We start from the raw sequence: 23,784 nt of genomic DNA, 5'->3' as shown, positions 1-23,784 counted from the left end.
CCATGGCCGTAGTGACGACACTTGATATTGCCGGCCTGACGGCCGAAGATTATAGCCGCATCCTCGATCGGATCGGCGTGGAGAAACGGCCCGCTGGCGGCATCTACCAGCACATCGCGCATGCCACCGACGATGGCTATCGCATCATCGAGATATGGGACGACAAGGCAGGCCTGGAACTCTTCTTGCAGGACACATTGTTTCCCGCCGCACAGGAACTGCAAATTCAGCGTGAAATGACCATTATGACCCAGACACTGCACAACATCTTTGTGCCCCGGATCGGTGACCTGACTGCCCTGGCAAATGATGCCCCTGGTGGACCAGTCAAACGGGCAAAAGTGTAGGCGTCAAGGATCGAGGATGCGGCGATCGATCATCGAAGTCCTGGAGGAACTTGCGTCCGGACGCCCGGTACAACGATGGTGACCGCGGCAAGTGCAAAGAGGTTGTTCTTTCCTGCCGGCGACTATCGCCATGCACCGGCCGGAGTCGTTCAGCTGCGTGTGATTCGCAGCGGTTCATCCTATGCAGAGATCGATCTTGGCCGCGGGCTGCGGCGCGTCTTCACGCGCCCCGGTGATCTGCTGCTCAGTCTTCCCGAGCGGGCCACGCGGTTCAAGATCGAGGAGCCGCGAGAGCTGACGATGATCACCGTTGACTCCGCGCTGGCGTCAAGGCTCCTGGTATCCGCAGCCGGGACCGTTGAGGACCTGGTGATCCTGACCGATCGACCGATACGCGATTCGCTGGTGGCCGAGTTGTGCCGACGCCTCGAAGGCGACCCGCCAGCCAATGCCATCGTCCGTGAATGGACGCTGGGCCTGATTTTCGTGAACCTGCTCCGTCTCGGGCATGCACGCCAGCGGCGGCAGAAATCTCCGCTCCTGACCTCGCAGCGGTTCGACCGGGTCCTCGCTGCGATTGACGGCGATCTGGAAAAGGGGGTCTCGATCGACCATCTTGCCGGAATCTCGGGAATGCCACGACGCGCCTTCACCGCCGCCTTTCGCGAGGCGACGCAATTGCCGGTACATCAATTCATTTTACGCCGCCGCGTTGATCGCGCGGTCGAGCTTTTGGAAAATAGCGATCTGCCGCTGGCCGAGATTGCTCAGCACGCGGGTTTCACTCACCAGGCCCATATGAATCGCGTCGTGACCCGATTGAAAGGGCTGTCGCCAGGCCGGCTGCGGTCTCGCAGGCGCGAGGGCTGACTTGTGATCTATTCCAGCATCAGGATTCGAATGGCGGAGACGTGATTTGCTGAAACGTCCGTTGGCTAAAATGCCCGACAGTTTGCGTGCAGAGCTCGAGGCCGCAAATCTGATGCCTGCTTTCAAGCAACGGCCTCCCTATCAGCGCAATGATTACTTGCACTGGATCGAGCGCGCCCGTCACCCGGAAACACGCCGAAAGCGCATAAACCAGATGATTGACGAGCTTACGAAGGGAGGAATCTACATGGGCATGCAATAAGAGCTGGCATCGCCACGAAGCCAGCAGACCGGTCAACGATCATTTTCCAATCCGTGGCCTATCGAGATCGGATGCTTTCCGCATTGATCTTCACCGGTTTCCCCACGACTTTGTTTAGAGGATGCAGAGAGCCAATAGTGACAATCGAACCTATCCTCCATTTTCGTTTGCGGCAGGTGGCCTTATGATCGTGACATCGCAAAGCAGCAACGTGCTCGGCAGCACGTCGGGACGGTGGCGCGTCTGGTCGCTCTCGGACGGTTACATCGAAATGCCGGCGGACCTTCTGCGGGATCCGCAGGATAATCCGGTGCCGCAAGCTGCGCAGGCAGGGGCGCTTCGCCTGTCTGTCAATTGCTTCGCCCTCGCAGGTCCAGGCGTTGACGGCGTTCTTATCGACAGCGGAGGAGGAGGCTGGGCCCTGACAGTGGGGCGTCTTGAGCAGGCCATGGCGGAAGCCAAGATTGACCCGGGTTCGATCACGGTCTTGGCGCTCACCCACGCCCATCAGGATCATGTGCACGGACTTTTGACCCCCGACGGCCGAGCGCTCTTTCCAAACTTGAAGGCGATCGTAATTCCCGAGGCGGCTGTGGAGAGCTTTTTCGCTTACGCGCACCTTGCGCAGTTCCGGCCCCTGCTGAAGCCCGTCCAGAATGGCGACCAGGTGGGTGAGCGATTGAGGGCGGTCGCCCTGCCCGGTCATGCTGCCGGCCATACCGGCTACGCGTTCGACACGGACGAGGACCGTTTCCTATTCTTCGGGGACATCGTTCATGTGCCGGCCTTGCAGTTCGGCAATCCCGCGTTCAGTTGGGGCTATGACGACGATCAGCTGACCGCGCGCGCAACCCGCCTAAAGGTTTTCAGTGACGCGGCCGAGGCGGGGACGTGGATCGCCGGCGCGCACCTTGGCTGGCCGGGCATCGGTCGCGTGGTGCGCAAGGGCGAAGCATACGGTTATGAGCCGGCAGAAGGACAAGTGACCGGATAGGCAGCGTGGGGCTGATCGGTTATACCGCTCTCTCCGCCCAAGGCAAGGATCCCGACGAGCAGCGCGCCGCACTCCGGCGTCCTCAACGGCAGCGGCATCTCGTCCGGCCCACCAAAGTATTTTTGATCCACTGCGGCCGATCGACACCTGAGGCTTACCGGAACGGCGTCTCGCCACGAAACAGCGGCTGGTGCGCCCGCATCAAGGCGACAATCCGGTCGGCGACTTTTCGTACCGGCGGCGAGTGACGTTCCTCGTGATGGGTGGCGATCCATTGGTCGGTTTCGAGTTCGGGGATAGGCTGAGCGACGCGAACCAGCCGCGGATCACTGTCACCGACGAAGCACGGAAAGATCGAAAGGCCGGCGCCGGCGGCTACCAGTTCGCGCACCGAATGGGTGTTGTTGCCGCGAACGGCGATGCGGTCGCCGTGGTGGGCTTGCAGCCAGCGCGCCGAGGCAATGTTTGCCCCTTCGCCGGTGACGCCGACGAACAATCCGGCGGCGATGCCGTTGATCAGGCGGCGTCCGGAATAAATGGCGTGGGCGACCTTGCCGCTCAGACGGCCGGCCAGCCACTGCTCGGTCGGGCGCTCGCTGCGGATGCCGATGTCGGCGGCACGGCGGCCGATGTCGACCCGGTCGGTGGTGGTGACGAACTCCACCCTTATGCCATCATCGACCGTCCAGATCTCGCCGATATGGGCGGAAACGAAGGCCGAGGTCCACGGCCCGGCCGAGATGCGGACAATACGGTCGGGCAGGTTTCCCTCGCGCCAGCGGGTCAGCGACTGCATTGCTGCCTCCACGTCTTCGGCGCGCCGCAGCAGTTCTTCCCCGACCGGGGTCAGCCGGTAGCCGGTCTGCTGGCGCACGAACAGCGGTTCGCCAATCTGCTTTTCGAGCGCGGTGACGCGTCGTCCAAGGGTGGCTGCGCTGAGGCGCGTGGTTCCCGTCGCTGCGCTCAAGCCGCCCAGCCGCGCAACGTCGAGAAACAACCTGAGATCGTCCCAGCCGATATCCATTTTGCAGAAACGAAAAACTCCTTGCGACCGTGGCTGTAGCGCGAAGCGGGCATCACGCGCAAGTATGCAGGCATTGGAGGCGTTGGATAATCTTGCCTTACGGGACAGTGATGAGCGCCTCGGCTGGCCAAGAAGCGAGCGCCATCTTTTCGATCGCGCATGCGATTCGCGCAGATGCTTTGCGCTTTCGATCAACCCAGGCGCGCGGGCATTCTGCGTGCCAAAGGAGACGACCATGTTGTATGAACTTCGATACCGTTTCACCCGCTGGATTGCCTATCGCCAGACGCTTGCGAGCTTGAGGCAGGCCCCGGACAGCACACTGGTGGATGCCGGCATTTCCCGCGATGAGATCCGCGAGCGTGCCCGCCACGCCAGCCTGCGCCGTTGAGGAAACGGGCATGGAGATGATGGAGCTTTGGGATGGCCGATCGGTGCCGCGCATCGGGATCGGCACCTGGGCGGCGGGTGGCGCCGCGCGCTGGCGCGATACGGCGACAATCTATGGCGAGGTCGACGATATCAGGTCGCAAGCCGCGCTGGCGATGGCCTATGACATCGGCGCGCGGGTGTTCGACACGGCTGCCGCCTATGGCGCCGGCAATGCCGAACTAATCCTCGGGCGGGCGTTGAAGGGCAGGGACGAAGCCGTCATCGTCACCAAGGTCGGCTATTTCGGCGATCCCGAAACGCGCAAGATCGCTCCCGAGGATGCCTCTGCCGCGGCGATCCGGACATCGATCGACAATTCGCAGCAGCGCCTGCAGCGCGATTTTGTCGACGTCGTGCTGCTACACATCAACGAATATCCGATCGAACGCGCCGGCGAGGTGTTCGATACGCTCGGCCTGTTGCGCCAGGAGGGCAAGATTGGCGGCTTCGGCTGGAGCACCGATCACTGCGAACGGCTTGCAGCCTACGCGCCGCGCGAGGGTTTCGTCGCCGTAGAGAACGACTTCAATGTGTTTACCCCGGCGAACGAGCTGATGGCCGTTGCGGCGCGCGAGAACCTCGTCTCGTTCAGCCGGCTGCCGCTGGCAATGGGACTGCTCACCGGCAAATACACGCCGGCCATGAGGCTGCCCACCGATGACGTGCGCGGCGGGAATGCCGATTGGATGGTGTTTTTCAGGGATGGCGCCGCCAACCCGCAGTATCTGTCAAGGCTCTCGGCAATCCGCGACCTGCTCACCTCGGGCGGACGCACGCTTGCGCAGGGTGCGCTCGGCTGGATCCTCGCCAAGTCGGCAATCGCCTTGCCGGTTCCCGGCTTCACGCGGCCCGAGCAGGTCGCGGACAATCTCGGTGCGCTGGAAAGAGGGCCGCTGCCGGCAGCGGTGATGGCCGAGATCGACGCCGTGCTGAAAATTGCCGAGACCGCTTAGTGTTGCGAATCCGAAATTCGCATTGGTGATGATGCCGACCAACTTCGATCTCTCCGATGTCCGCCGGTATCTTATCTTCCCTTGGCCAAGCTTCCGTGGCGCAATTGAACAAAGACGGAGCGGCGGACCCGACTCCATTTGAAGGTCCGCCGCTCCGGGTTTTCAGATCACAAAGACTGATGCTGCCACGGGAAATGGGTAGCGAGCTGCGCTTGAGCTGCGCCGCCGACTTCATCGCTGTCGATAGAGAGCGATCCGGTTGTACTGTCAAAGATGATGTGGTGGGAACCATCATCGGCGGCCGTATCAGCAGAGGAAGCATGCAATGAAAGCCCGCCCGACTTAAGCTCGGTAAGAGCGGGTTGATCGAGGTGGAGCTTGTCCTGGAGCTTGCTGAAGTCGAAGGCGTCGTTGCCTCCGTGGCCGGACATGATCTCGGCGGCGCCATTTTTTGCCTGGGCGCCGACATTTTCATCGGGCTGGACTGTCTGCGCGAACCCGTGGCGAACCAGGCTGGTTGCCGTTGTGTCGGACGGGTCGTTGGTCGGGAGAAGCTCCGAGCCGGCCGAAAGAGAATGGTTCAACGCAGCCAATATGCGGTCAACGCTGCTGCCCTCGCTTACCTTGTCGCCGGCATTATCGTGGGTGGTGTCAGTCGAACTGCCGTCGCTGGCGAGGAGGTGCGAAAGCGCGGTCTTGCCATGACTGCCATCGCTGATGGTGGCGCCGGAAGCGGCGGTATCGGTCGAACTGCCATTGCCGGCGAGGAGATGCGAAAGCGCGGTCTTGCTATCACTGCCATCGCTTGTGGTGGCGCCGGAAGCGGCGGCCGCCGTCGAACTGCCGTCGCTGGCGAGGAGGTGCGAAAGCGCGGTCTTGCCATGACTGCCATCGCTTGTGGTGGCGCTGGAAGCGGCGGTATCAGTCGAACGGCCATTGCCGGCGAGGAGATGCGAAAGCGCGGTCTTGCTATCACTACCATCGCTTGTGGAGGCGGCGGTGTCGGTCGAACTGCTATTGCCAGCGAGGAGGTGCGAAAGCGCGGTCTTGCTATGATTGCTATCGCCGGTAGTGGTCTCGGCAGGGGCAGTCGCAGTCGAGCTGCTATCGCCGGTGATGGCCCCGGAAGGGGCGGTGGCAGCCGAGGTGCTGTCGCTGGGGGTGGCCCCGGAAGGGGCGGTGGCAGTCGAGGTGCTGTCGCTGGGGGTGGCCTCGGACGGGGCCGTGGCAATCGAGGCGCTATCGCCGGTGGTGGCCTCGGCAGGGGCAGTTGAGGCGCCATCGCTGGGGGTGGCCTCGGACGGGGCCGTGGCAGTTGAGGCGCTGTCGCTGGGGGTGGCCTCGGACGGGGCCGTGGCAGTTGAGGCGCTATCGCTGGGGGTGGCCTCGGACGGGGCCGTGGCAGTCGAGGCGCTATCGCCGGTGGTGGCTTCGGAAGGGGCGATGGCAGTCGAGGTGCTGTCGCCGGCGGTGGCTTCGGGAGGGGAGGTGACAGTCGAGGTGCCATCGCTGGCAGTGGCTTCGGAAGGGATGCTCGCCGTAGAACTGGGATCAGTAGCCGCGGCTTCGGCAGGAGCAGTCCCTCCAGTGCTGAGATTGTGTTCCCGGAAAACGGCCTGCAGTTCCGAAGAGCTCTCCAACGCTGTGTCGCCTCGCTGCGAACCCCAGGCGTATGCGTAGTCGAAGGCGGGTGACGGAACCAGCTTGGCCCAGTGGTCCATCATGGTTTCCATCTGGGTGGCGGTGGGCACGACATATTTGCCACCCATGTCGGTGTTATAGTCGCCACCTCCAAACGTCTGGTAGCCTGGAATGATCTGGCTCGTCGGGATGCCCGATGCCTGAGCGGCGGCGACGAATTTGTCGATCATGTTGTAGTCGACCGCGCCATCCGTGCGGACAGGATAAACATCCACGCCGTAGTAATCGATACCCGTACTGGCGGGATTGTAGGTGTTCGAAAAATCTGGATTCGCCGACGTCCCCAGGCTCATCATTGTGATATAGGTCTTGGCATCCGGCACATTGGAATGAATCCAGTCGGATTCTGCCTTCAGATTTGCGGCAGAGGCGTAGGTACCCCATTGGCCGGTGGGATCCGGCTCGTCAACCAGGAAGAATCCGAACAGCTTTGGATTACCGATGAAGGGCGTGACCTTGTCGACAAAGGAGGAGGTTACTCCGTCGGTTTCGTTCAGATAGACCATGCCTTTCATACCGTCCGGCAGCGCATTGAGTTGGTCAACGGATGAAACGTCAGCCAGATTGAATCCGGCTTGTGCAATTTCCGTGCCCGATCCACCTGACGTGTAATGCAGAGTTGTCATCCAATATTCCTTTTTCTGTTTCGACAGCGCCCTACCTACAGACTGCGTATATTAGCGCCAAATCACATACCGGCACCCCGTGAGAGAAACTTTGATCGTAAGTTGATACACACAGTGCGACCTTCTCCCCGATAAGCCCTTCGATGCGGTGCCAGGTCGCAAGAGAGTCTTGCGCCATGTGCCGGACCTGGCGTGCGCTATTTGGAGTGCGCTTCGCTGCTCTTGAAGCCTCGTCATGCGGGGTGCTAGGGAATCGGCTGAGCCGTCAATGAAACCGGAAGCGGGACACATCCAGTGTGCCGTACAGCGTGCCAAGCCCGGATACCCCGGTGTTTCGCGATTAACGCGAATCTTTCTGGGACACCCGCCGAGCGCCTCTGATCACGATGTTCGTGCGGACGAGGTTGGCCGGATTGGCTGCGAGGCTGGTGCAAGGCGATATATCCCAGACACCAGAGCGCGAACGAGCGGCTTGCGTACCGGCGTCTCGATGAAGCGCCAGACGAGAAAAGAGGCAAGAAGAGTCCCGGCAAAGACAACGAAGAATGCGGCGTTCTTTCCGACATGCGGCGCCAGCGCGTTAAGCGAGATGTAGCCAATATACTGATGCAAAAGATACAGCGGATAAGTCAATCCTCCGAGCATCATGACAACCTTGGATGGAGCAATCACCGAGCGGAGCAGTATCGCGCCAGAGAAGACTCCGTAGATCACTATATTGGCGGCGAGGAGAGCTGGATACGAAATGGCAGCGCCAAAGTGCTCATGCATCCAGTTGTGAGAGAAGATTATGGTCTGGCAAGACACCAGGAATGCGACGGCAAGAAGCAGGAACGCAGCCGGCGAACGGCCCCTTGCAACGATGTCTTCCGCGAGGATGCCGGCGGCAAACAAAGGCGCATAGTTTGTAATAAAGAGAATGCGTATCACCGTGTTCTCAAAGAAGAACTCGTTGCTTGCCGAAATTGCGAGCCAGATGGCAGCGATAGGTATTTTCCAGCGCTGAAAGGCACCCGCAAAAATCAGCACTGCAACCCAGCCGTAGAACAGGATCTCGAGCATGATCGACCAGTAGGCCCCATCCATGGATGGTCTGCCGAAGAGGCGGGCGAACATAGAGAGATTGGCTACATAGGTCGCAATATCGGTCGGAAAACGCTGGTCTTTGGCGACGACGAGAACAACAAAAGTTGCGGTCATGCAGACGAGGAATCCGGGATAAAGCCGGGCGAAGCGGGCGACCGCGAATTCCTGCCAGGTTCGACCTTCGGCCGACCACGCGATGACGAAACCGCTGATCAGGAAAAACAGATTGACGCCGAGATAGCCATAGATGGCGTAAGGTGCTGCGGCAGGATATTCCACATCGAGACTTCCGGCGATCGCGCCGCCAAAAAGATAATGATAGAGCACGACCGCGAGGGCTGCGGCCAAGCGCAGCAGGTCGAGTGATGCCATGCGCGCCGGAATGGCTTTGCCTGCCGGTTCCACAGCCACCTCCCGTCGCCGTTTCAGCTTTTGACACCCATCAGCGGCTTGATCCGCAATGCCAGTGCTAACGCGAAGGCTGCAAACCGGCGGCAGGCCACGCCTTTACCTTCTCAAGTACGAACAGCTGCTCGCAGGACAGGAACCGGAGGACGCTGAAAGAGCGTACCAGCTCGAGCCCCGCCTCTGCGAAATCCTGTCGTGCAACGTTAAGATTGACGGGATGAGGCGCCGACAGCCTTCCGGTGATTATCTTCCGCAGCCTTAGTCGCATTCTCTGGAGGCGGGTGCCAACGCCGTAGGATACGATCAGACGGCGGCTGGCAACGCGCGCGAGCTCCATGATAATGTCGCGCCTGAGATGTGGCGGGATAAGATGGATGAGGCGAAGACAGACCACCGTGTCAAAGCTTTCGTCAGCGAACGGCAGTTGCGTCACGTCACATCGGATGAATCCCCGAAATCCGGACTGACCTTCATATGCTGACTTAGCCAGGGCCATCATTTCCATTGAAATGTCTGCAGCCAGCACCTGACAATCATGCCGGCCCAGCACGCCAGCCAGCTTCCCGGTTCCGCATGGGATATCGAGCACCTGAGATGGAGGCGGGCTGCACCTCGCCAGCGCCTTGGCGATGCAGCGCTGCTCCCGTCGCGCAATGACGTAGGATGCAATTGTAGACAGCTTCAAGCGGCCTGCATATCCGTCCAGGTACCAGCTCGCAAAGCTGGGATCCTGATATCTCTGCTTTGTTGGGAGATCATAGGCCGCGGCCGCGACTTCGGCGTCGTAACTAGTAGGCATAGCGGCTGTAGCCCCTGCTGACGGATATGACTTGAGGTCCTCGCTCATCTGCCCGCTTTCATACGATTTCTCCTGAGATGGAATCGAAGATTTTTTTGTCCAACATATTCATTGGATGCCCCACCAAGCTGTTCTATTGGCGATAGAGGCGGCAAAAGATCAGTTCTGGATGGGTCCATCGCAGAGGTAAGGTTTCCAGAAGGCTGGGTGTCTCGCATCCCCCGAACGGATGAGACATGCCGAACTTATGACTACTGAGCCCCCGTGGAGGTGCGCTGGGGCATAGGGCTACTGCACAGCCCTGTCGGGACGGAACGGCAAACGGATGGAAGGGCAATCGGGAAGGATAGTGACCGAAACGCACTCCTTCCATTCACGATTATGGCCTTCGTCGATATCCTAACGTGACCACACCGTCATTCATACGGATGGCGCGAATTCCTGGCTCGTCGGCTAGACATCCCGGGAAGAGATGGGCGTTCGCTTCAGCAAATGGACATAACATCACTGCCGGAAGGCTTCCCTCAGTCTGGATTGAAAGATGATCTTGGAGCTATTTGGGCCGTCCGGTGCTGGTAAGACGACGTTGGCGTGCGAGCTGGTGCACGTTCTGCGAGCTCAGGGCTACTCTGTTGTTTTGCAGACCGGCGACCGTCGACACCCGGTTAGAAGAGCCGCCTTCAAACTAGTTTCCGGCTTGCATTCAAAGTGGATTGGACAGCGTTCTCTCGGTGCAGAAGTGCTTAAGATCCTTCCACCCAAGAATGAGCTGTGGGCGGCTCGTCTGAACTGGCATCTTGAAGCTCTTCTACAAGCCTGGCGCGCGGCAATAGCGTCCAAGGACACGATCTCAATTTTTGACCAGGGTATGGTGCAATTCGTGTGCTCGCTGGTTTTGTTCAGCGGCATAACGGATCGTGAAAGGGTGTCGTGCGCCCTAGAGCTTCTACCCAAACCGGACCTGCTTGTCCGATTGCAGGCGCCACGAGAGATTCTAGAGGCGCGGTTGAGGGAACGCCGGCGTAATCTCGGCATCATTCAGAAGTTCCTCGAAGTTGATCTGCAGAGCAGTCTTGATCATATCGACCACGTTAATCTTATCGAGGAACAACTTGGATCGTTCCCGGTACCGACAACTTGCGTTGAAAGCTTAGATTCAGACGGGCTCGCTGCCGCCACCGAAATAATAGCGCGTGGAGTAATCGACAAGTTTGGCGCGGCGCGGGCGAAATTTAAAAGGGTTGAAGCTTAGAGAGATACGGTTTTGAAGCGTCGAGAAGAAGGTATCCAATAGAAACGGAAATCGAACTATTGAGACGGAACCGCGTGAGTTGACATGACATGCGCTTTTTTTGCTACCAAACTGTCTTGGCGTTGACGCTAGCTGCCAGCGCGACGTCCATATATATGCACGGGGCGGTGAGTGGAGAGGACGTCGCATCGACAAAGTTCATCGCGCCAGTGGCTATGGACCTGCCGGATTACCTGCACGCGGCGAAGGATGCGGCATTTGGCACAACTTTCACGCGAATAACCAAACCCGGAATCCTCGGCGCCGGCATCGCATGCGGGAGCAAATATTGCAGCCACCGCTATTCGAGCGCTCAGGCCTGGAATTCGGATCAGAGCCTTCTTGTCATCAGCAACGGCTGCGGCGGCTTATGCTTCCTGGATGGGCGCACCTACGCTCCGCTTTTTCGCCGTGTTCGATCGATCGAATGCGAATGGCACCCTCGCGATCCCGACCTGATGATCTGCGTCGGTGGTCGGAAAATCTCGACGTGGGCGCCACGCACCAATCATGAGGAGGTCCTGTTTGTTTCGACTGACAGTAGCGATCTCCAGTTCGGCCCTTATAAAGGGAATCCGAGCCGTGACGGCAGCCGTATAGCCGTGCGCGCGGTTCGCGGGGACGGCAAAGCGGTCGTCTTTGCCTACGATCTCAAACAGCGGCGGAAGTTTCCGGAAATCGATCTCGCACAGCTTGTCGGGACCAACAGCGCCTGCTCAATTTCGCCGCTAGGCGTCAACATCTTATGCATTCAGTACCTAAAAGACGAAACTGAACAGACGTTCATCTTTTCGGTTGACGGCGTTCTGCGCCAAAAATGGACCGAGCATCATCGGCCTGGCCATGGGGACATGACGGTCGATGCCGACGGCAGCGAAATCTATGTGGGGATCAGTAAATCCGATCCGGACATATTCCAGGTGATCAAGCGAAGGCTGTCAGATGGGAAAGTCACCTCGCTGATGAGATATGGCGAAGCACAGCATGCATCGCTCAGGTCACTGGACAGGCCGGGTTGGGTGTTCCTTAGCTATTCCGGCGACCCGGACGAAGTATCGAAATATCCGAATTGGGCGCCGTATGCGCGGGAAGTCATCGCGCTGCGCATCGACGGCAGCGGAGAGGTTCGACGTATTGTGCAGACGAAGAACGCTCCATTCGACTACTGGAGTGAGACCCACGCCTCGCCGTCCCCAGACGGTTCACAGGTGGTCTGGTCAAGCAATTGGGGAGTACCCGGCGGTCCGGTTTACGATTTCGTCGCCCGTATTGACTGGCCGGAACGGTCAAACACTGGCTCGAGAGCATTAACCGCGAGCGGTCTTCAATAACGAAACCTTCCGGTCACCTATCACGGTTGTCTCCGATCGTGCTTACCCATTGTGCGTTCAACACCTCACCTCCAACTTCGCCGCCACGCAGCTCCGTTCAATGTCAATTCATTCAAACAGACGACGACAGGTGGCCAAGCCTGCACCTACCGTGAAAGTGCAGTTTGCAAGGCTTATGACACTTGCCGGAACTCTACGATTTACAGAAATGACTCGAACGTCGGGTGATGGCTTTTGTGCGAAAGACGCTCGCGTCGGAGCCGAGAAAGGAATAGCAGATGGATGCGGATAGGCGAGCCGAAGAGAATGCCTCTTTCAATCCTGAGTTGTTGAAACGGTTAGTATGCCCAGTGACCAAAGGCTCACTTGCCTGGGATGGGGATCGCGACGAACTCGTATCGAAGAGCGCAGGACTTGCCTACCCGGTACGCGACGGCATTCCGATCCTGCTAGCATCGGAGGCACGGGCGATCATCTCCCGCGTGGTCAAACTTCGCGCATCCAGAGGATGAGCTAGCCGCGCAAATTAGGCGGCATTCCGACGGCAACCAGCACCAAGACAGGAAAGTGCCGCGGAGCGCGAGCCGTTTGTCAACGGACCACTCCGTGCTCGGGCATCTGGGCAGTGCCGACCTTTTTGATGCAACGCGCGGCTACCTGAACCGGCTGGGCACGGCGATCCGTTTCCGGGACACGGTGTGTGTCATTCAAACAGACGAGGACAGTGGCAAGGCCTGCCCCTACCGTGATCTTGGGCGTGATGGGTAACGAAACCAACACTATGAAAGCAAATTCAACGGCCGGCCACTTCGCGCGATCGGGCTACGGCGAACGGTCAGGAGACGCAGGATGAATCCGCACCTCGTGTGTGTTGGAGGCGAGGATCACGCCCTGCGAATCCCCTTCCTGATGTCGCTGCGAGAGAAGGGATTCCAGGTTACTGCGGTTTCGAGCGGCGGTGAAGCCGCATTCCTGCGGCATGGCATTCCGCATCGCAGCTACGGTTTCGACCGCTTTTCCAGCAGCAGCGGGGAATGGGCCGCCATCAAAACCATTCGAAAGCTGATGGCGGAACTCCGGCCGGATATTATCCAAAGCTTCGACACCAAGCCCAACCTGGTGACGCCACTTGCGGTGCGCGGGAGCGTTCCAGTCGTGCGCACAATCAACGGTCTGGGCTGGACGTTCTCGTCCCTGGAACCGCGCGCCCTGGCCCTGCGCCCAATCTTTTGCGGACTGCAATGGCTTTCGTCCTTATGGACGGCCGCTACGGTGTTCCAAAATCGGGACGATCAGTCATTCTTTGAACGCTACCGACTGATCATACGTGGCAGCGGACGAGTGATCCGCAGTTCTGGAATCGACGTCGATGCGTTCGCCATGGCAAGGCATCTTGCCCCGTCGGCGATGAAAATGCGCGAGGAGCTTGGGCTCCAATCCGCCGAGATCGTAATTTTTGTCGGCCGGCTAACTCGCCAGAAAGGCATCCCGACACTCCTCAAGGCAGTCCCTCGCATTTTGGCTGAAAGGCCCGATGCCCGTTTCGTGCTTGTCGGGCCATTGGAATCCGAGGGCCCATTTGCGGTGGACAAGGCGGAGATTGATCGACATGCGCCCCATGTCATCGCCTTGGGCCCACGACGCGACGTTCCTGCCCTGCTTGGCATGGCCGATCTGTTCGCCTTTCCGACACAATATCGCGAAGGGATTCCGCGCGTCCTGCTGGAGGCAGGGCTTGCAGGATTGCCTATCGTCGCCTCAAGGATGCCTGGCTGCAATGAGGTGGTCGAAGACGGATGGAACGGCCATCTCGTCCCACCGCACGATCCGAACAGCCTTGCATCTCGAATTATAGACCTCTTGTCCGACCGCCGGAAAGGAAGGACCATGGGCGCTCGCTCTGTCGAGCTGGTCCGGACGCAGTTCTCGCTGCCCTGGGTGGTCGAGCAATATTGCGATCTCTACGACAATGTCCTTAGCGCCAAATCCCATGGCGGCTTCGCTCGACCGGCGTCGCCCGCGTTGCTTGAAGAGGCTGCTGCAAACCGCGCATTGGGTGGAGCGCGCCGATGATCCGCGACGCGTTGCTGGCCTGCGGCGTTGCGATGTCCTATGCGGCGCAGCTCACCATTCCGGGAGTGCCACTCGGCTATGGCGAGCTGTTTCTCGCGCTTTGGATCATGCTGTCGATCGGCCGGGTGCTCGCCGGCGGTCATTTGGTAGTCAGGCCCGCCCTGATCCGTGTCGCGGGCTTCTGGCTGATCATGACGCTTGCTCTGGGGATTGGCACCATCGTCGGCTATCTGACCACGGTGCTGTACCTGTCGGTGGTGATGCACGATATGATAGCCTACCTGCTGCTGATCTGCGTCACCTGCCTAGCCGCCGCGGAGCCCGAGGCTGATCGTCATCTGCGCAGTACTGCCTGGTGGGTGGTCGCGATCGCGAATGCAGGCTTTATTGTTCAGCTGGCACTTGGATGGGGTTGGATCCACCAATCCGGCGTCGATCCGTGGTACTGGGATCGCTTCCGCGGCTGGTCCGAGAACCCGAACCAGCTCGCGCTCTATTGTGCACTCTTTGGCCCATTCGCCTTGCATCTTGCGACGACCACAAGCAATCCGTGGGCGAGATTGGCCGGGCTCAGCAGCCTTATCCTGACCATCTATATCGGAAGGCTGACGAAGAGTGATACCTATCTGTACACGACGGTCCTGGCCTGCTTGATATTTCTTGGGCTGCGGGTTCGGACATGGCTCGCAACCGGTGACGGCAAGGCCAGCTTTTCCCGGCAAGTTACCCTCCTGTTGATGATTGGCTTCCTTCCGTTGGCCTTGTCGATGACGCCCTACATTCTCACGGAAGCGGGCAGCGTCGAACAGTTCGCCTTAAGTCTCACCAAGGACAAGGGCGGCGACGCAACCGCCGAAACCGCCGCACTTCGCCTCCATCTCTGGGGAGATGCATTGGGCAAGGGCCTGACGTCAGGATCCCTGGGCCTTGGTCCTGGGCCGCATCTGGAGCGCCCGCCCATTTCCTACAGCCAGTTTCTGCCCCGGCCTTTCGAGGCTCACAACACGATTCTCGATCTATACACTCAAGGTGGTTTGATTGCGGTCCTAGCCCTGGCCTGGATTGTCGGCGCGGCGGCTTTATGCGCATGGCGTGCAAAGCTCGATGCCCTGTTCGTGCTCGTCGTGTCGATCGTTATCTTCGGGATGCCACATCTGATCATCCGCCATCCAATCGTGTGGTTTGCGCTGACCATTTGCCTTGTTGCCGGAACGCCGCAAACGGTTTCGGCAACCTCGAGCGACCGGAGGTGATGGCATGTGTGGGATTGCCGGAATTCTCCTTGCACCCGATGCAGCCAGTGCCAGGCCGCTCACGGCCATAGGGCAGATGACGACGGGCCTTCGTCATCGCGGGCCTGATGGTGAAGGCTTCTGGGTCAACCGTGAAGCCGGCATCGCCTTCGGCCACAGGCGTTTGGCTATCGTCGATCTATCGGAGGCGGGACGCCAACCAATGCATTCGGCAAGTGGCCGATATGCCATTACGTTCAACGGCGAGATCTACAATTTCCGCGATCTGCGCCGCGAACTTGAAGGCGCTGGCCATCGGTTCCGTGGCGCCAGCGATACCGAAGTCATGCTGTGCGCAATCGAGAGTTGGGGTCTCGACACCGCACTGACGCGCCTCGCTGGCATGTTCGCATTTGGATTGTGGGATCTGAAGACCAGGACCCTCCATCTCGCCCGCGACCGAATGGGCAAAAAGCCGCTCTATGTTGCTGCAACACGCGATGCGCTTGTTTTTGCCTCCGAGTTGAAGGCGATCAATCGTTTTCCAGGGTTCTGTCAGGAGCTCGATCTCGACGCGGCTGCGACGATGCTTTCGAAGGGATGGGTGCCGGGTAACAGTTGCATCTGGCAAGGCGTATTCAAGTTACCTCCTAGCTCGGTTCTGTCTGTGACGGCGGCAGATTTTGCCGAGGCGCGCAGTGCCGCATCCCTTTCGCAACGCGTCCGACACTGGTGGTCGCTGCCTGAAGTCGCCGCGAACGGTCGACTGAATCCAATCGCCGGCACCGACGAAGAACTGACCGACGAACTCGACGACCTGCTGCGACTTGCCGTTCGGGAACGCATGGTAGCCGATGTGCCGCTGGGTGCCTTTCTGTCTGGTGGCATCGACAGCTCCGCCGTTGTGGCGCTGATGCAGGCTCAGTCGCCGAAGCCGGTGCGCACATTCACGATTGCTTTCGGAGAAGGCGGGTTTGATGAGGCTCCCCACGCCGCGGAGGTTGCGCGGCATCTGGGCACCAATCATACTGAACTACACCTTTCGGCCGCCGCTGCGCGCGAGGTCATTCCAGAATTGCCGCAGATCTGGGACGAGCCGTTCGCCGACGAATCGCAGATACCAACTTTGCTGGTGGCGCGGCTCGCCCGCCAGCATGTTACCGTGGCCCTGTCAGGCGACGGTGGCGATGAATGCTTCGCCGGTTACGCCCGCCACTTCATGGCGGCGCGGTTGAAACGACAGCATGCGCTGCCGTCGCCGCTGCGTCACACGCTTGCTGCAGGGGTCGAATTGCTGGCCCGTGCGGCGCGCTACGATCTCGTCAGCAAGCTGCCGCTTTCGGCGAGTGCACGGCTCGCGCTGCGGAGCGATCGGCTGCACCGCCTCGCTCGGCTGCTCGCCGCAGCAGATGAGGACGAATTGTATCAACGGCTGACCGGAGTATCGACCGAGAGCCTCACACTCCACAAGCCGTCCACATCAATTCAAGAGTCACCCCGGCTTGATGGCCTGCTGTCCCGTCTCTTGTACGACGACATGGCCGGCTACCTGCCCGACGATATACTGGTGAAGTTGGACCGTGCCAGCATGGCCAACAGCCTCGAGGGCCGGTGCCCGCTTCTCGACCATCGGGTTGTCGAATTCGCTTGGCGGCTGCCCGCACATGCGAAGGTTCGCAATGGCAAAGGCAAGTGGATACTTCGTCAGTTGCTGAGCCGCTATCTTCCGCAACGGCTGATCGACCGGCCGAAGCAGGGTTTCGATGTTCCCATAGCGGTCTGGCTGAGAGGCCCGTTGCGCGACTGGGCCAGCGATCTGGTCGCCGATATGCGCCTCTCCGGAGATGGGATCTTCGACTTTGCGAAGGTCGCGATGTGCTGGCGCGACCACCTTGACGGAAGACAGGACCATTCTCGTGATTTGTGGCCCGCATTGATGTTCCAGGCCTGGCGCAACGAGGCCGGGCGGCCCCCAGGGCCGGCAACGGGCATGTCTACAGTGCTCGAACTGACAGGAGTATAAGATGGAAGGTTCCATAGTCAGCCGCATTCACCTTCCGCGCGCCACTGAAATGCACGTGCCGACGCGCGAGATCAACCCGCGCATGAGGCCATTCCTGCGCGAACAGATCGACGCGCAGACCCCCTTCCATCAACTCCTTATTACCGTCGCGAGGAGAAAATGGTTCCTGCTTGCAATGGTGATTTTGGGCGGTGTGTTGGCTGGGCTTGCGGGTTTTGCGCGTCCCGTCCTGTTCGAGTCGACCGCACAGGTGATTGTCGATGCTCCTGGCAGGAATGCGGCTCCCGGAGGCGCAGATTCTGCGCAGGAGATGCTGGATGCGAGCATTGATGACCACTTAACCATGCTCTCTTCGCAGGGGCATCTGCGTCGCGTGGTGGCAGCCCTGCGCAAGACGGAGGTTGGTAACATTGCTGAGCAAGGGGATGTCGTAACCGGAAATTCACGCCCCGCTCCGGCCGGCGGCGACTTGCAGAACATACGCACCTTCGCAGCCGGTCTGCTGGAAAGCATTTGGCCGCAGGGCAAGCCGGCGGCCGCCGATGAAGACGAACTCAAGGCATTACGGAAGGGCATGAGGGTTGGACAGGAACTGCGATCAAGAGTGATCACGGTCGGCTTCACCGACAACGATCCGGCGCGAGCCGCCCTTGTGGCCAATACGTTCGTCCAAGTATACATCGACGATCTCGCACAGAAGCGCAGGGCGTCAGACAGACTGGAACTCGCCTCGATCGTCGCTAGCCTACCGGTCGTACAAAGCGACTTGGCGAAAGCAACCGACCGCCTGGAAAAGTATCGGCTGAGCCATGGCGCGGTCGATCAAGGTGCGGCGGACAACGCTGCCAAGGAGACAGCCGAGCTCAGCCAGCAGATATCTTTGTCGAAGGCGGATCTCTCCGCAACGGAATCTCGCCTTCAACACATCGAGGCTTTGCGAAAGGAAGGAGCATCGGTCGCGACGCTCGCCGAAGCGATCGGGTCACCGGTACTGGCCGACATGGCGGCTCGCCAAGCCAACGACAATGCGGATGCGGGCCTGAGTACTGCAATCAACCGCGAGATCGAACAAGGCACTGATCGCATTGCTGCGGAGGCGAACATCTACCGTGCCCAGATTGCGGCTCTGGAGGGGCGCAAGAATGTGCTTGATGCGGTGGTGGCCGACACAGCCGGCCGGCTTTCCGGCTTGCGTGCGCTCGAGCCGCAGGTCAGCATCTTGACGCAGCGATACAACCAGCTACTCACGCAACAACAGGATCTGGTGCAGCGTATCGCAACCCCCTTGCCCGGAGTCTCGATCCTTTCAGCGGCGTGGCCGCCGACGAATCCAAAAACCCTGCCGCCCATCTTCCTTATTCCGCCCGGCATGATCGTGTTTGGTCTCATTGGCGGGATCTTCGTGATGGTCCGCAGCCGCCTCAATCAGACCTTGTGCGGCGAGGCCGAAGCTGAAGCCGCGCTCAGGGTCCCATGCCTGGGGCTGATACCGGAAGCGCCCACAATACACGCGAAACGACTTCAGCAGCTGGTTCTTGGCCAACGAAAGTCCAGCTACAGCCGAGCCATCACTTCCCTCCTCGTCACCGTGACACTCAACAAGGCGAGGGGCCGCGCTTCGCACGTCATCCTCGTAACGTCCAGTATCCGGCATGATGGCAAGACCGAGCTTGCATGGAGCTTGGCGTTGGCAGCTACCCGACTTGGGGGACGAGTGCTTTTTCTCGATCTTGACAGCACGGGGGCCCGCCTCACGAACGAGTTCCTGAACGAATTCGGCGCGCTCCGGCCGCATAAATCCTTTGGAGACTATATGAACGACCGTTGTCCCCTGCACGACGCGGTCACGGGAATGCCTGAAATTGGAATCGACTTCATGGCGCTGGCACCATCAGAGGATCTGCTGCCGCAGCTGTCCATGATCGACGGATCCCTGGTCACAGATGAGCTGCGCTCAATCTACAGCGTCGTCATTATAAATGGACCGCTGGGACTTGGAGGACCTGAGGCCAGGCTACTGACGGGCTGGGCTGACGCGGTTCTGTTCGCCGTTCGCTGGGGCAGAACGCGTCGCAGCATCGCGCGCGGTGTTCTGCAGCTGCTGACGGAGGACGAGACGGCTCAGGTCCCCGTAGGCAGCGTTCTCACGCACGTCAATCTACAGAAACACGCTGGCTATCGGTTTGGGGACAGCGCAGATCTCTTGCTCGAGAGAACATCATGAGTGTCACATGCGGGCTTCCGCGTAACGACCGTCGCGGCAGTCAGTCTGTCGAGCGGAAGATAATATCGAAGAGTTCGCAGACCGGAGCTGGGCCCGCCGGCGCAAGAGACATCGACGATTGCAGCGATCCGAAGCTCGCCCGCTTCCCTGCGGCCTCCGTTGCTCCAGCAAATATGGTTTTGCCGCACGAGGAGGACACGGGCCGGGGTCTCGGCTATGCCAGCATCTTCGCTCTTTTGGTCTATATCGGGGGTGCGGGCTTGACCAGCTTGGCGCAGTTATTGATTGCGCGCATCGTTGGCTCCACCAGCTATGGCATCTACTCCTATGTTCTGGCCTGGACCTCGGTGCTTGCCTATCTTGCAACGCTTGGGTTCCATGTATCCTTGCTGCGTTTCGTCTCCGCCTACAGTGCCAAAGGGCGGCTTGACCTGGTACACGGGGTAATCAGGTTTGCTCTGCAAAGGTCGCTGGCGGCAGCGACACTATTCGGCATCATTGGCGCCGCCTTGGTCTTGTTCTTTTCGGATTCTTCTCACAAGGAGCTTCAAACCAGCCAGCTGCTAGGCATGGCAGCAGTGCCTTTGGTCACCGCCTACGCGTTGGGCGCAACACTTGTTCGTGCTTTCGGCGGCGGTGTCTCGGCCCTCATGCCGGAACGCATCGTGCGCGACGGCCTATTGTTGACGTTGCTGGGAATGGCGGTCTTATCCGGATCATGGACCCCCAACGCACCCCTGGTGATGCAGGCGGTGCTGGCAAGTTCAGCCATCACGGTCGGCCTGGTGTTCATCATGGCGGCAAAATTTCAGCCGCCCGGCTTGCGGCAGGTTCAGCCAGGCGACGAGTCGCGGGAATGGTGGTCCGCGGTTCCGCCAATGATGCTCATGGCCGGGCTCGATGTTTTCATCAGCCGGGCCGGGGTCATGGTGCTGGGCTGGACGCATCACATTCGCGAAGCGGGCATTTTCGCCTTGGGATTGAACGTCGCATTGCTTGTGAGCCTTTCCCTGGTCGCTGTCTCGACGATGTTTGCGCCGACAGCGGCCGCCCTTCATGCCCGAGGCGATCGGATGGCTCTGCAGCAGCTGTTTTCACGGGCCGCCCTACTTTCCTCTGGCGGCGCCATAGCGATGGCCATCCCGATGCTTGCGATTATTGAACCTCTGTTGAGCTGGTTCGGCGGAGATTTCAGTACAGCGGCACCCGTCGCGCGGATACTCATTCTCGGATATGTCTTTGTCGCGCTATGCGGACCCCAGATGCTCCTCTTGATGATGACTGGAAACGAATGGGCGGCAGCCGCAACCATGATCGCCGGCGCCGCGGCCAGCATCATGGGCTGTGCCGCAGGAATTGCGCTCTACGGCGCGCCGGGCGCCGCAGTGGGCCTCGCGCTTGCGTTGGCGATTTGGAATGTGGCGATGTCGATTTATATCAGCAAACGGCTGAAAATTATCCCTGGGCTGATCTTTGCGCTGGCGTCGCTCAGAACGCGCGCAGTCGAAGGCCAGCCGCCTCATTGGTTCCTGCGCTGATCTGATGTTATCGCGCCCGATACTCGACGGCATCAGCGTTCAGGAATTTCGAGTCCAAGATTGTGTCGGATAGAGGCTGGCGGGGGCGGCTTTGGGGCCGACACTCGCTTTATTCTCTGTCCGAAAAAAATGCGAAATCTCAAATTTGCCGAGTGGCAGATCGTTGCCCGACAAGGCGCGGCCTACACTGTGGCCTCATCATTCACCGACGTTTGTTGCCGTATGCTGACCGCGGCATCCGTTCCATGAAAGTCCCGGTACCATTCGACAAAGCGTTGCACTCCGTCCTCAAGCGGTGTCGCCGGGGCGAAGCCGACGGCCTTGCGGAGATCGCTGACGTCGGCGCGCGTCTCCAGAACGTCGCCAGGCGGCAACGGCACATCCACGCGAAGCGCCCGGCTGTCAAGGGCGGTCTCGATGATCGAAATCAGCCGGTTGATTTCCTCGGGCCGGTCGTTGCCGATATTGTAGACGCGACACGGCGCGGAACTTGTAGCAGGGTCGGCGGTGCAAGGGTCCCAATTCGGATCGGGCCGCGGCGGTGCAGCGAGTGCCCGAACCACGCCCTCAGCGATATCGTCGATATAGGTGAAGTCTCGCCAGACGCGGCCGGCATTGGCTACTTCGATTGGCTTGCCCTCGATGATCGCGCGCGTGAACAAATAGACTGCCATGTCGGGCCTGCCCCAGGGGCCATAAACGGTAAAGAAGCGCAGTCCCGTCACGGGCAGGTCGAACAAATGGCTGTAGGAATGCGCCATGAATTCATTCGAACGCTTGGTGGCGGCGTAGAAGCTGACGGGATGATCGGCGCCGTGGTGCTCGGAAAACGGTATGGTTCGATTTAAGCCGTAGACGGAGCTCGAGGAGGCGTAGACGAGATGACTGACGCCGTAATGCCGGCAGCCCTCAAGGACGTTTAGAAACCCCACTATGTTCGATTGCACGTAGGCGTGCGGGTCAACAATTGAATGACGCACGCCGGCCTGAGCCGCGAGATGGACAAAGTGTGAGGGGCGAACGTTTGAAAACAGCAACTGAACGCGCGCGGCATCCGCCAGATCCATTCGTATCGGCGTGAACTCCGCCTCGCTACAGAGGCGTGCAAACCGCGCTTCCTTGAGCCGCAGATCGTAATAGGGTGTGAAATTGTCGACGCCCACGACTTTGACACCCAGACGCAAAAGCCGCGAGGCCACGTGAAAACCAATGAAACCTGCTGCGCCGGTGACGACGATCGGTCCTGTCCGTGCAAGTCTCTTCACCGCTTGATCCGAACGCGATCGGGCGATTTCCACCTTCTCCGTTGCGGCAAGGACAGACTCGCTGCATAGATCGTTGTCCAACTTGTCGCCTTTCGAATTCCATTCGACAGTACCGAATTGCCGGTCCGAGATTCCAGCTTCCGATATTTACGTCAGCGCATCGAACCTGGTGGAGTTCAGGCAACGTCGGTGCCACGAACCGCGCAACGCGATGCACGACCTGCCAAATCATGACACTCCAAATTGCGTCGTCTGGATCCCGGGCGGACGCCGACGTCCGGCGATTGCATTTAAGTGGCGGGCCCTTATGGCAGGACCGAAATACGCCCAAGAAGGGCCACCAGTTCCGCCTGGCGTTTCGTTTCGGTCTTGGCGAACAGCGAGGCAAGCTGGGAACGGATCGTGGTGCGGCTGAGACGCCAGCTGCGAGCGATCTCCAAAGGTGCGTCGCCCTGAGCCAAACGCAAGGCGAGGTGCGTTTCTGCGCTCGTCAAGCCAAACATTCTTTGCAACGTGCGAGGATTTGGCCCCGACCTGTTGTCCCGGTCCAGCAACGCCACGATGCTCGTTCCGTCGGGAGCAATAACTCCGTTCTCGTTCAGTATCACCGGCCGGTCGCCCCTGCTGCGGATTACCACCCAGGATAACGAGCCCGGCAGGAATTGGCCCGGAACATTCGCGATCAGCCGCCTTAGGGCGGCCGTAAGCCCGCTCGCCGTGTCAGCCGCTTCGCCCTGGCGCTCAAGCGTGGTTTGGGCGGCTGCGTTCCACTCGACTACTTTTCTTTCGCGATTCAGCACGAGATAGCCACAGCCAATGCGATCAAGCACGCCGGTTATGGATTCCAGACTGCGGCCTTTTGGTTCCCCGAGCCTTGCGTCCAATGGATCCGATGCGCGATCGGGAAGGTGACCAGAAGAGGGTCGCGTATTCCGCGCGTCAAAATCGTACTTGGTCCTCGTAGCAATGTACCTACCGCCCGAAGAAGCATCAACATGTCTATCGATCAGATTCATTTTCTACCCCTAACCCAAAGTTTCACACAGGCCCGAAAATAAGTATTCGGGATTCGGATAATCTTTTATGTTTAGATGGATTCTAGTCTTCTATGCGCTGACGGATAACGTGTTCATCACCACCTTGAAAACTCAATATGATCTGACAGTTCTAAGGCAGCTCATAGCCCCTGCTGCATCCGATAAAATGCGCGCTATGATAGCGGTATGGCAATCCGGCAGTGGTACTAAGCTGTACGTTTTTTGCTCTAGTCTCGACGGGCTAGTCAGAAGGTTGTAGTCTGTGTCC

20 protein-coding genes are annotated in these 23,784 nt (G+C 59.6%); 14 read left to right on the top strand and 6 right to left on the bottom strand.

Annotated features, from left to right (window positions below; genetic code table 11):
* Nucleotides 1-2: 2 nt before the first annotated feature.
* The 4 genes from NKH37_RS18780 (at nucleotide 3) to NKH37_RS18765 (ending at nucleotide 2,473) form a co-directional block, all read left to right on the top strand.
* Entirely contained in the window at nucleotides 3-347 is a 345-nt protein-coding gene (locus tag NKH37_RS18780) for a hypothetical protein (protein ID WP_023718579.1), read from the top strand.
* 75 nt (nucleotides 348-422) lie between these two features.
* Nucleotides 423-1,217, top strand: coding sequence for a helix-turn-helix domain-containing protein (locus NKH37_RS18775; RefSeq protein WP_353003678.1), 795 nt, complete (start codon nucleotides 423-425; stop codon nucleotides 1,215-1,217).
* A 46-nt stretch (nucleotides 1,218-1,263) separates the two neighbouring features.
* Complete coding sequence (locus tag NKH37_RS18770; protein ID WP_353003675.1) at nucleotides 1,264-1,479, top strand: YdeI/OmpD-associated family protein; 216 nt, start codon at nucleotides 1,264-1,266, stop codon at nucleotides 1,477-1,479.
* 184 nt (nucleotides 1,480-1,663) lie between these two features.
* Nucleotides 1,664-2,473, top strand: coding sequence for an MBL fold metallo-hydrolase (locus tag NKH37_RS18765; protein ID WP_353003673.1), 810 nt, complete (start codon nucleotides 1,664-1,666; stop codon nucleotides 2,471-2,473).
* A 154-nt stretch (nucleotides 2,474-2,627) separates the two neighbouring features.
* Here the strand turns inward: NKH37_RS18765 and NKH37_RS18760 are convergent, their stop codons facing one another.
* The gene (locus NKH37_RS18760) at nucleotides 2,628-3,497 is read right to left on the bottom strand and encodes a LysR family transcriptional regulator (protein ID WP_353003671.1); all 870 of its coding nucleotides are present in this window, start codon (nucleotides 3,495-3,497) and stop codon (nucleotides 2,628-2,630) included.
* 235 nt (nucleotides 3,498-3,732) lie between these two features.
* On the opposite strand from NKH37_RS18760, the gene NKH37_RS18755 reads away from it, so the two are divergent.
* Both NKH37_RS18755 and NKH37_RS18750 read left to right on the top strand, forming a co-directional pair.
* Nucleotides 3,733-3,888, top strand: coding sequence for a YjiS-like domain-containing protein (locus NKH37_RS18755; protein ID WP_352494508.1), 156 nt, complete (start codon nucleotides 3,733-3,735; stop codon nucleotides 3,886-3,888).
* A 10-nt stretch (nucleotides 3,889-3,898) separates the two neighbouring features.
* Nucleotides 3,899-4,882 carry an aldo/keto reductase gene (locus NKH37_RS18750; RefSeq protein ID WP_353003670.1) on the top strand — a complete coding sequence of 328 codons (984 nt, stop codon included), beginning with the start codon at nucleotides 3,899-3,901 and terminating at the stop codon, nucleotides 4,880-4,882.
* A 167-nt stretch (nucleotides 4,883-5,049) separates the two neighbouring features.
* On the opposite strand, the gene NKH37_RS18745 is transcribed toward NKH37_RS18750, so the two are convergent.
* From NKH37_RS18745 to NKH37_RS18735, 3 genes are all read right to left on the bottom strand, one after another.
* Complete coding sequence (locus tag NKH37_RS18745) at nucleotides 5,050-7,209, bottom strand: hypothetical protein (RefSeq protein WP_353003668.1); 2,160 nt, start codon at nucleotides 7,207-7,209, stop codon at nucleotides 5,050-5,052.
* A 381-nt stretch (nucleotides 7,210-7,590) separates the two neighbouring features.
* On the bottom strand, nucleotides 7,591-8,700 hold the full coding sequence (locus tag NKH37_RS18740) for an acyltransferase family protein (protein WP_352844753.1): 1,110 nt from the start codon (nucleotides 8,698-8,700) through the stop codon (nucleotides 7,591-7,593).
* A gap of 64 nt (nucleotides 8,701-8,764) precedes the next feature.
* Nucleotides 8,765-9,550, bottom strand: coding sequence for a class I SAM-dependent methyltransferase (locus tag NKH37_RS18735; protein WP_353003666.1), 786 nt, complete (start codon nucleotides 9,548-9,550; stop codon nucleotides 8,765-8,767).
* A gap of 493 nt (nucleotides 9,551-10,043) precedes the next feature.
* Here NKH37_RS18735 and NKH37_RS18730 point away from each other — a divergent pair, with 493 nt between their 5' ends.
* The 8 genes from NKH37_RS18730 to NKH37_RS18695 all read left to right on the top strand — a co-directional run bounded on the left by NKH37_RS18730 (nucleotide 10,044) and on the right by NKH37_RS18695 (nucleotide 21,214).
* A complete protein-coding gene (locus NKH37_RS18730) occupies nucleotides 10,044-10,754 on the top strand; it encodes an AAA family ATPase (protein ID WP_023718570.1) in 711 nt (236 codons plus the stop codon).
* 89 nt (nucleotides 10,755-10,843) lie between these two features.
* On the top strand, nucleotides 10,844-12,124 hold the full coding sequence (locus NKH37_RS18725) for a hypothetical protein (protein ID WP_502895817.1): 1,281 nt from the start codon (nucleotides 10,844-10,846) through the stop codon (nucleotides 12,122-12,124).
* A 278-nt stretch (nucleotides 12,125-12,402) separates the two neighbouring features.
* Entirely contained in the window at nucleotides 12,403-12,636 is a 234-nt protein-coding gene (locus NKH37_RS18720) for a Trm112 family protein (protein ID WP_084642590.1), read from the top strand.
* Between the two features lie 337 nt (nucleotides 12,637-12,973).
* Nucleotides 12,974-14,197 carry a glycosyltransferase family 4 protein gene (locus NKH37_RS18715; protein ID WP_352484586.1) on the top strand — a complete coding sequence of 408 codons (1,224 nt, stop codon included), beginning with the start codon at nucleotides 12,974-12,976 and terminating at the stop codon, nucleotides 14,195-14,197.
* Nucleotides 14,194-15,450: an O-antigen ligase family protein gene (locus tag NKH37_RS18710; protein WP_023718567.1), complete on the top strand. Its 1,257-nt coding sequence runs from the start codon at nucleotides 14,194-14,196 to the stop codon at nucleotides 15,448-15,450. The genes NKH37_RS18715 and NKH37_RS18710 overlap by 4 nt, the downstream gene beginning before the upstream one ends.
* Nucleotides 15,451-15,454: 4 nt before the next feature.
* Entirely contained in the window at nucleotides 15,455-17,452 is a 1,998-nt protein-coding gene (gene asnB / locus NKH37_RS18705) for an asparagine synthase (glutamine-hydrolyzing) (RefSeq protein ID WP_352639484.1), read from the top strand.
* Between the two features lies 1 nt (nucleotide 17,453).
* Complete coding sequence (locus NKH37_RS18700) at nucleotides 17,454-19,676, top strand: GumC family protein (protein ID WP_352815148.1); 2,223 nt, start codon at nucleotides 17,454-17,456, stop codon at nucleotides 19,674-19,676.
* A complete protein-coding gene (locus NKH37_RS18695) occupies nucleotides 19,673-21,214 on the top strand; it encodes a lipopolysaccharide biosynthesis protein (protein WP_352639368.1) in 1,542 nt (513 codons plus the stop codon). Before NKH37_RS18700 ends, NKH37_RS18695 begins: the two co-directional genes overlap by 4 nt.
* Nucleotides 21,215-21,396: 182 nt before the next feature.
* On the opposite strand, the gene NKH37_RS18690 is transcribed toward NKH37_RS18695, so the two are convergent.
* Both NKH37_RS18690 and NKH37_RS18685 read right to left on the bottom strand, forming a co-directional pair.
* Nucleotides 21,397-22,479 (bottom strand): NAD-dependent epimerase, encoded by a 1,083-nt coding sequence (locus tag NKH37_RS18690; protein ID WP_352484612.1) that lies wholly within the window; start codon nucleotides 22,477-22,479, stop codon nucleotides 21,397-21,399.
* A gap of 305 nt (nucleotides 22,480-22,784) precedes the next feature.
* Nucleotides 22,785-23,495 carry a helix-turn-helix transcriptional regulator gene (locus NKH37_RS18685; RefSeq protein ID WP_031193850.1) on the bottom strand — a complete coding sequence of 237 codons (711 nt, stop codon included), beginning with the start codon at nucleotides 23,493-23,495 and terminating at the stop codon, nucleotides 22,785-22,787.
* Nucleotides 23,496-23,784 lie beyond the last annotated feature (289 nt).

The sequence above is a fragment of the Mesorhizobium sp. M1217 genome (assembly GCF_040318275.1).
In the GTDB taxonomy this organism is placed as follows: Bacteria; Pseudomonadota; Alphaproteobacteria; order Rhizobiales; family Rhizobiaceae; genus Mesorhizobium.
Note: the sequence above shows the minus strand (reverse complement) of the source record. Positions and strands in the feature narration are given on the sequence as shown.

Excerpts from the sequence above, each read along its gene's own strand:
- NKH37_RS18780 (WP_023718579.1), top strand. The coding sequence starts at position 3 with ATGGCCGTAGTGACGACACTTGATATTGCCGGCCTGACGGCCGAAGAT.
- NKH37_RS18775 (WP_353003678.1), top strand. The coding sequence starts at position 423 with ATGGTGACCGCGGCAAGTGCAAAGAGGTTGTTCTTTCCTGCCGGCGAC.
- NKH37_RS18765 (WP_353003673.1), top strand. The coding sequence starts at position 1,664 with ATGATCGTGACATCGCAAAGCAGCAACGTGCTCGGCAGCACGTCGGGA.
- NKH37_RS18760 (WP_353003671.1), bottom strand. The coding sequence starts at position 3,497 with ATGGATATCGGCTGGGACGATCTCAGGTTGTTTCTCGACGTTGCGCGG.
- NKH37_RS18755 (WP_352494508.1), top strand. The coding sequence starts at position 3,733 with ATGTTGTATGAACTTCGATACCGTTTCACCCGCTGGATTGCCTATCGC.
- NKH37_RS18750 (WP_353003670.1), top strand. The coding sequence starts at position 3,899 with ATGGAGATGATGGAGCTTTGGGATGGCCGATCGGTGCCGCGCATCGGG.
- NKH37_RS18745 (WP_353003668.1), bottom strand. The coding sequence starts at position 7,209 with ATGACAACTCTGCATTACACGTCAGGTGGATCGGGCACGGAAATTGCA.
- NKH37_RS18735 (WP_353003666.1), bottom strand. The coding sequence starts at position 9,550 with ATGAGCGAGGACCTCAAGTCATATCCGTCAGCAGGGGCTACAGCCGCT.
- NKH37_RS18730 (WP_023718570.1), top strand. The coding sequence starts at position 10,044 with ATGATCTTGGAGCTATTTGGGCCGTCCGGTGCTGGTAAGACGACGTTG.
- NKH37_RS18725 (WP_502895817.1), top strand. The coding sequence starts at position 10,844 with ATGCGCTTTTTTTGCTACCAAACTGTCTTGGCGTTGACGCTAGCTGCC.
- NKH37_RS18720 (WP_084642590.1), top strand. The coding sequence starts at position 12,403 with ATGGATGCGGATAGGCGAGCCGAAGAGAATGCCTCTTTCAATCCTGAG.
- NKH37_RS18715 (WP_352484586.1), top strand. The coding sequence starts at position 12,974 with ATGAATCCGCACCTCGTGTGTGTTGGAGGCGAGGATCACGCCCTGCGA.
- NKH37_RS18710 (WP_023718567.1), top strand. The coding sequence starts at position 14,194 with ATGATCCGCGACGCGTTGCTGGCCTGCGGCGTTGCGATGTCCTATGCG.
- asnB (WP_352639484.1), top strand. The coding sequence starts at position 15,455 with ATGTGTGGGATTGCCGGAATTCTCCTTGCACCCGATGCAGCCAGTGCC.
- NKH37_RS18700 (WP_352815148.1), top strand. The coding sequence starts at position 17,454 with ATGGAAGGTTCCATAGTCAGCCGCATTCACCTTCCGCGCGCCACTGAA.
- NKH37_RS18695 (WP_352639368.1), top strand. The coding sequence starts at position 19,673 with ATGAGTGTCACATGCGGGCTTCCGCGTAACGACCGTCGCGGCAGTCAG.
- NKH37_RS18685 (WP_031193850.1), bottom strand. The coding sequence starts at position 23,495 with ATGAATCTGATCGATAGACATGTTGATGCTTCTTCGGGCGGTAGGTAC.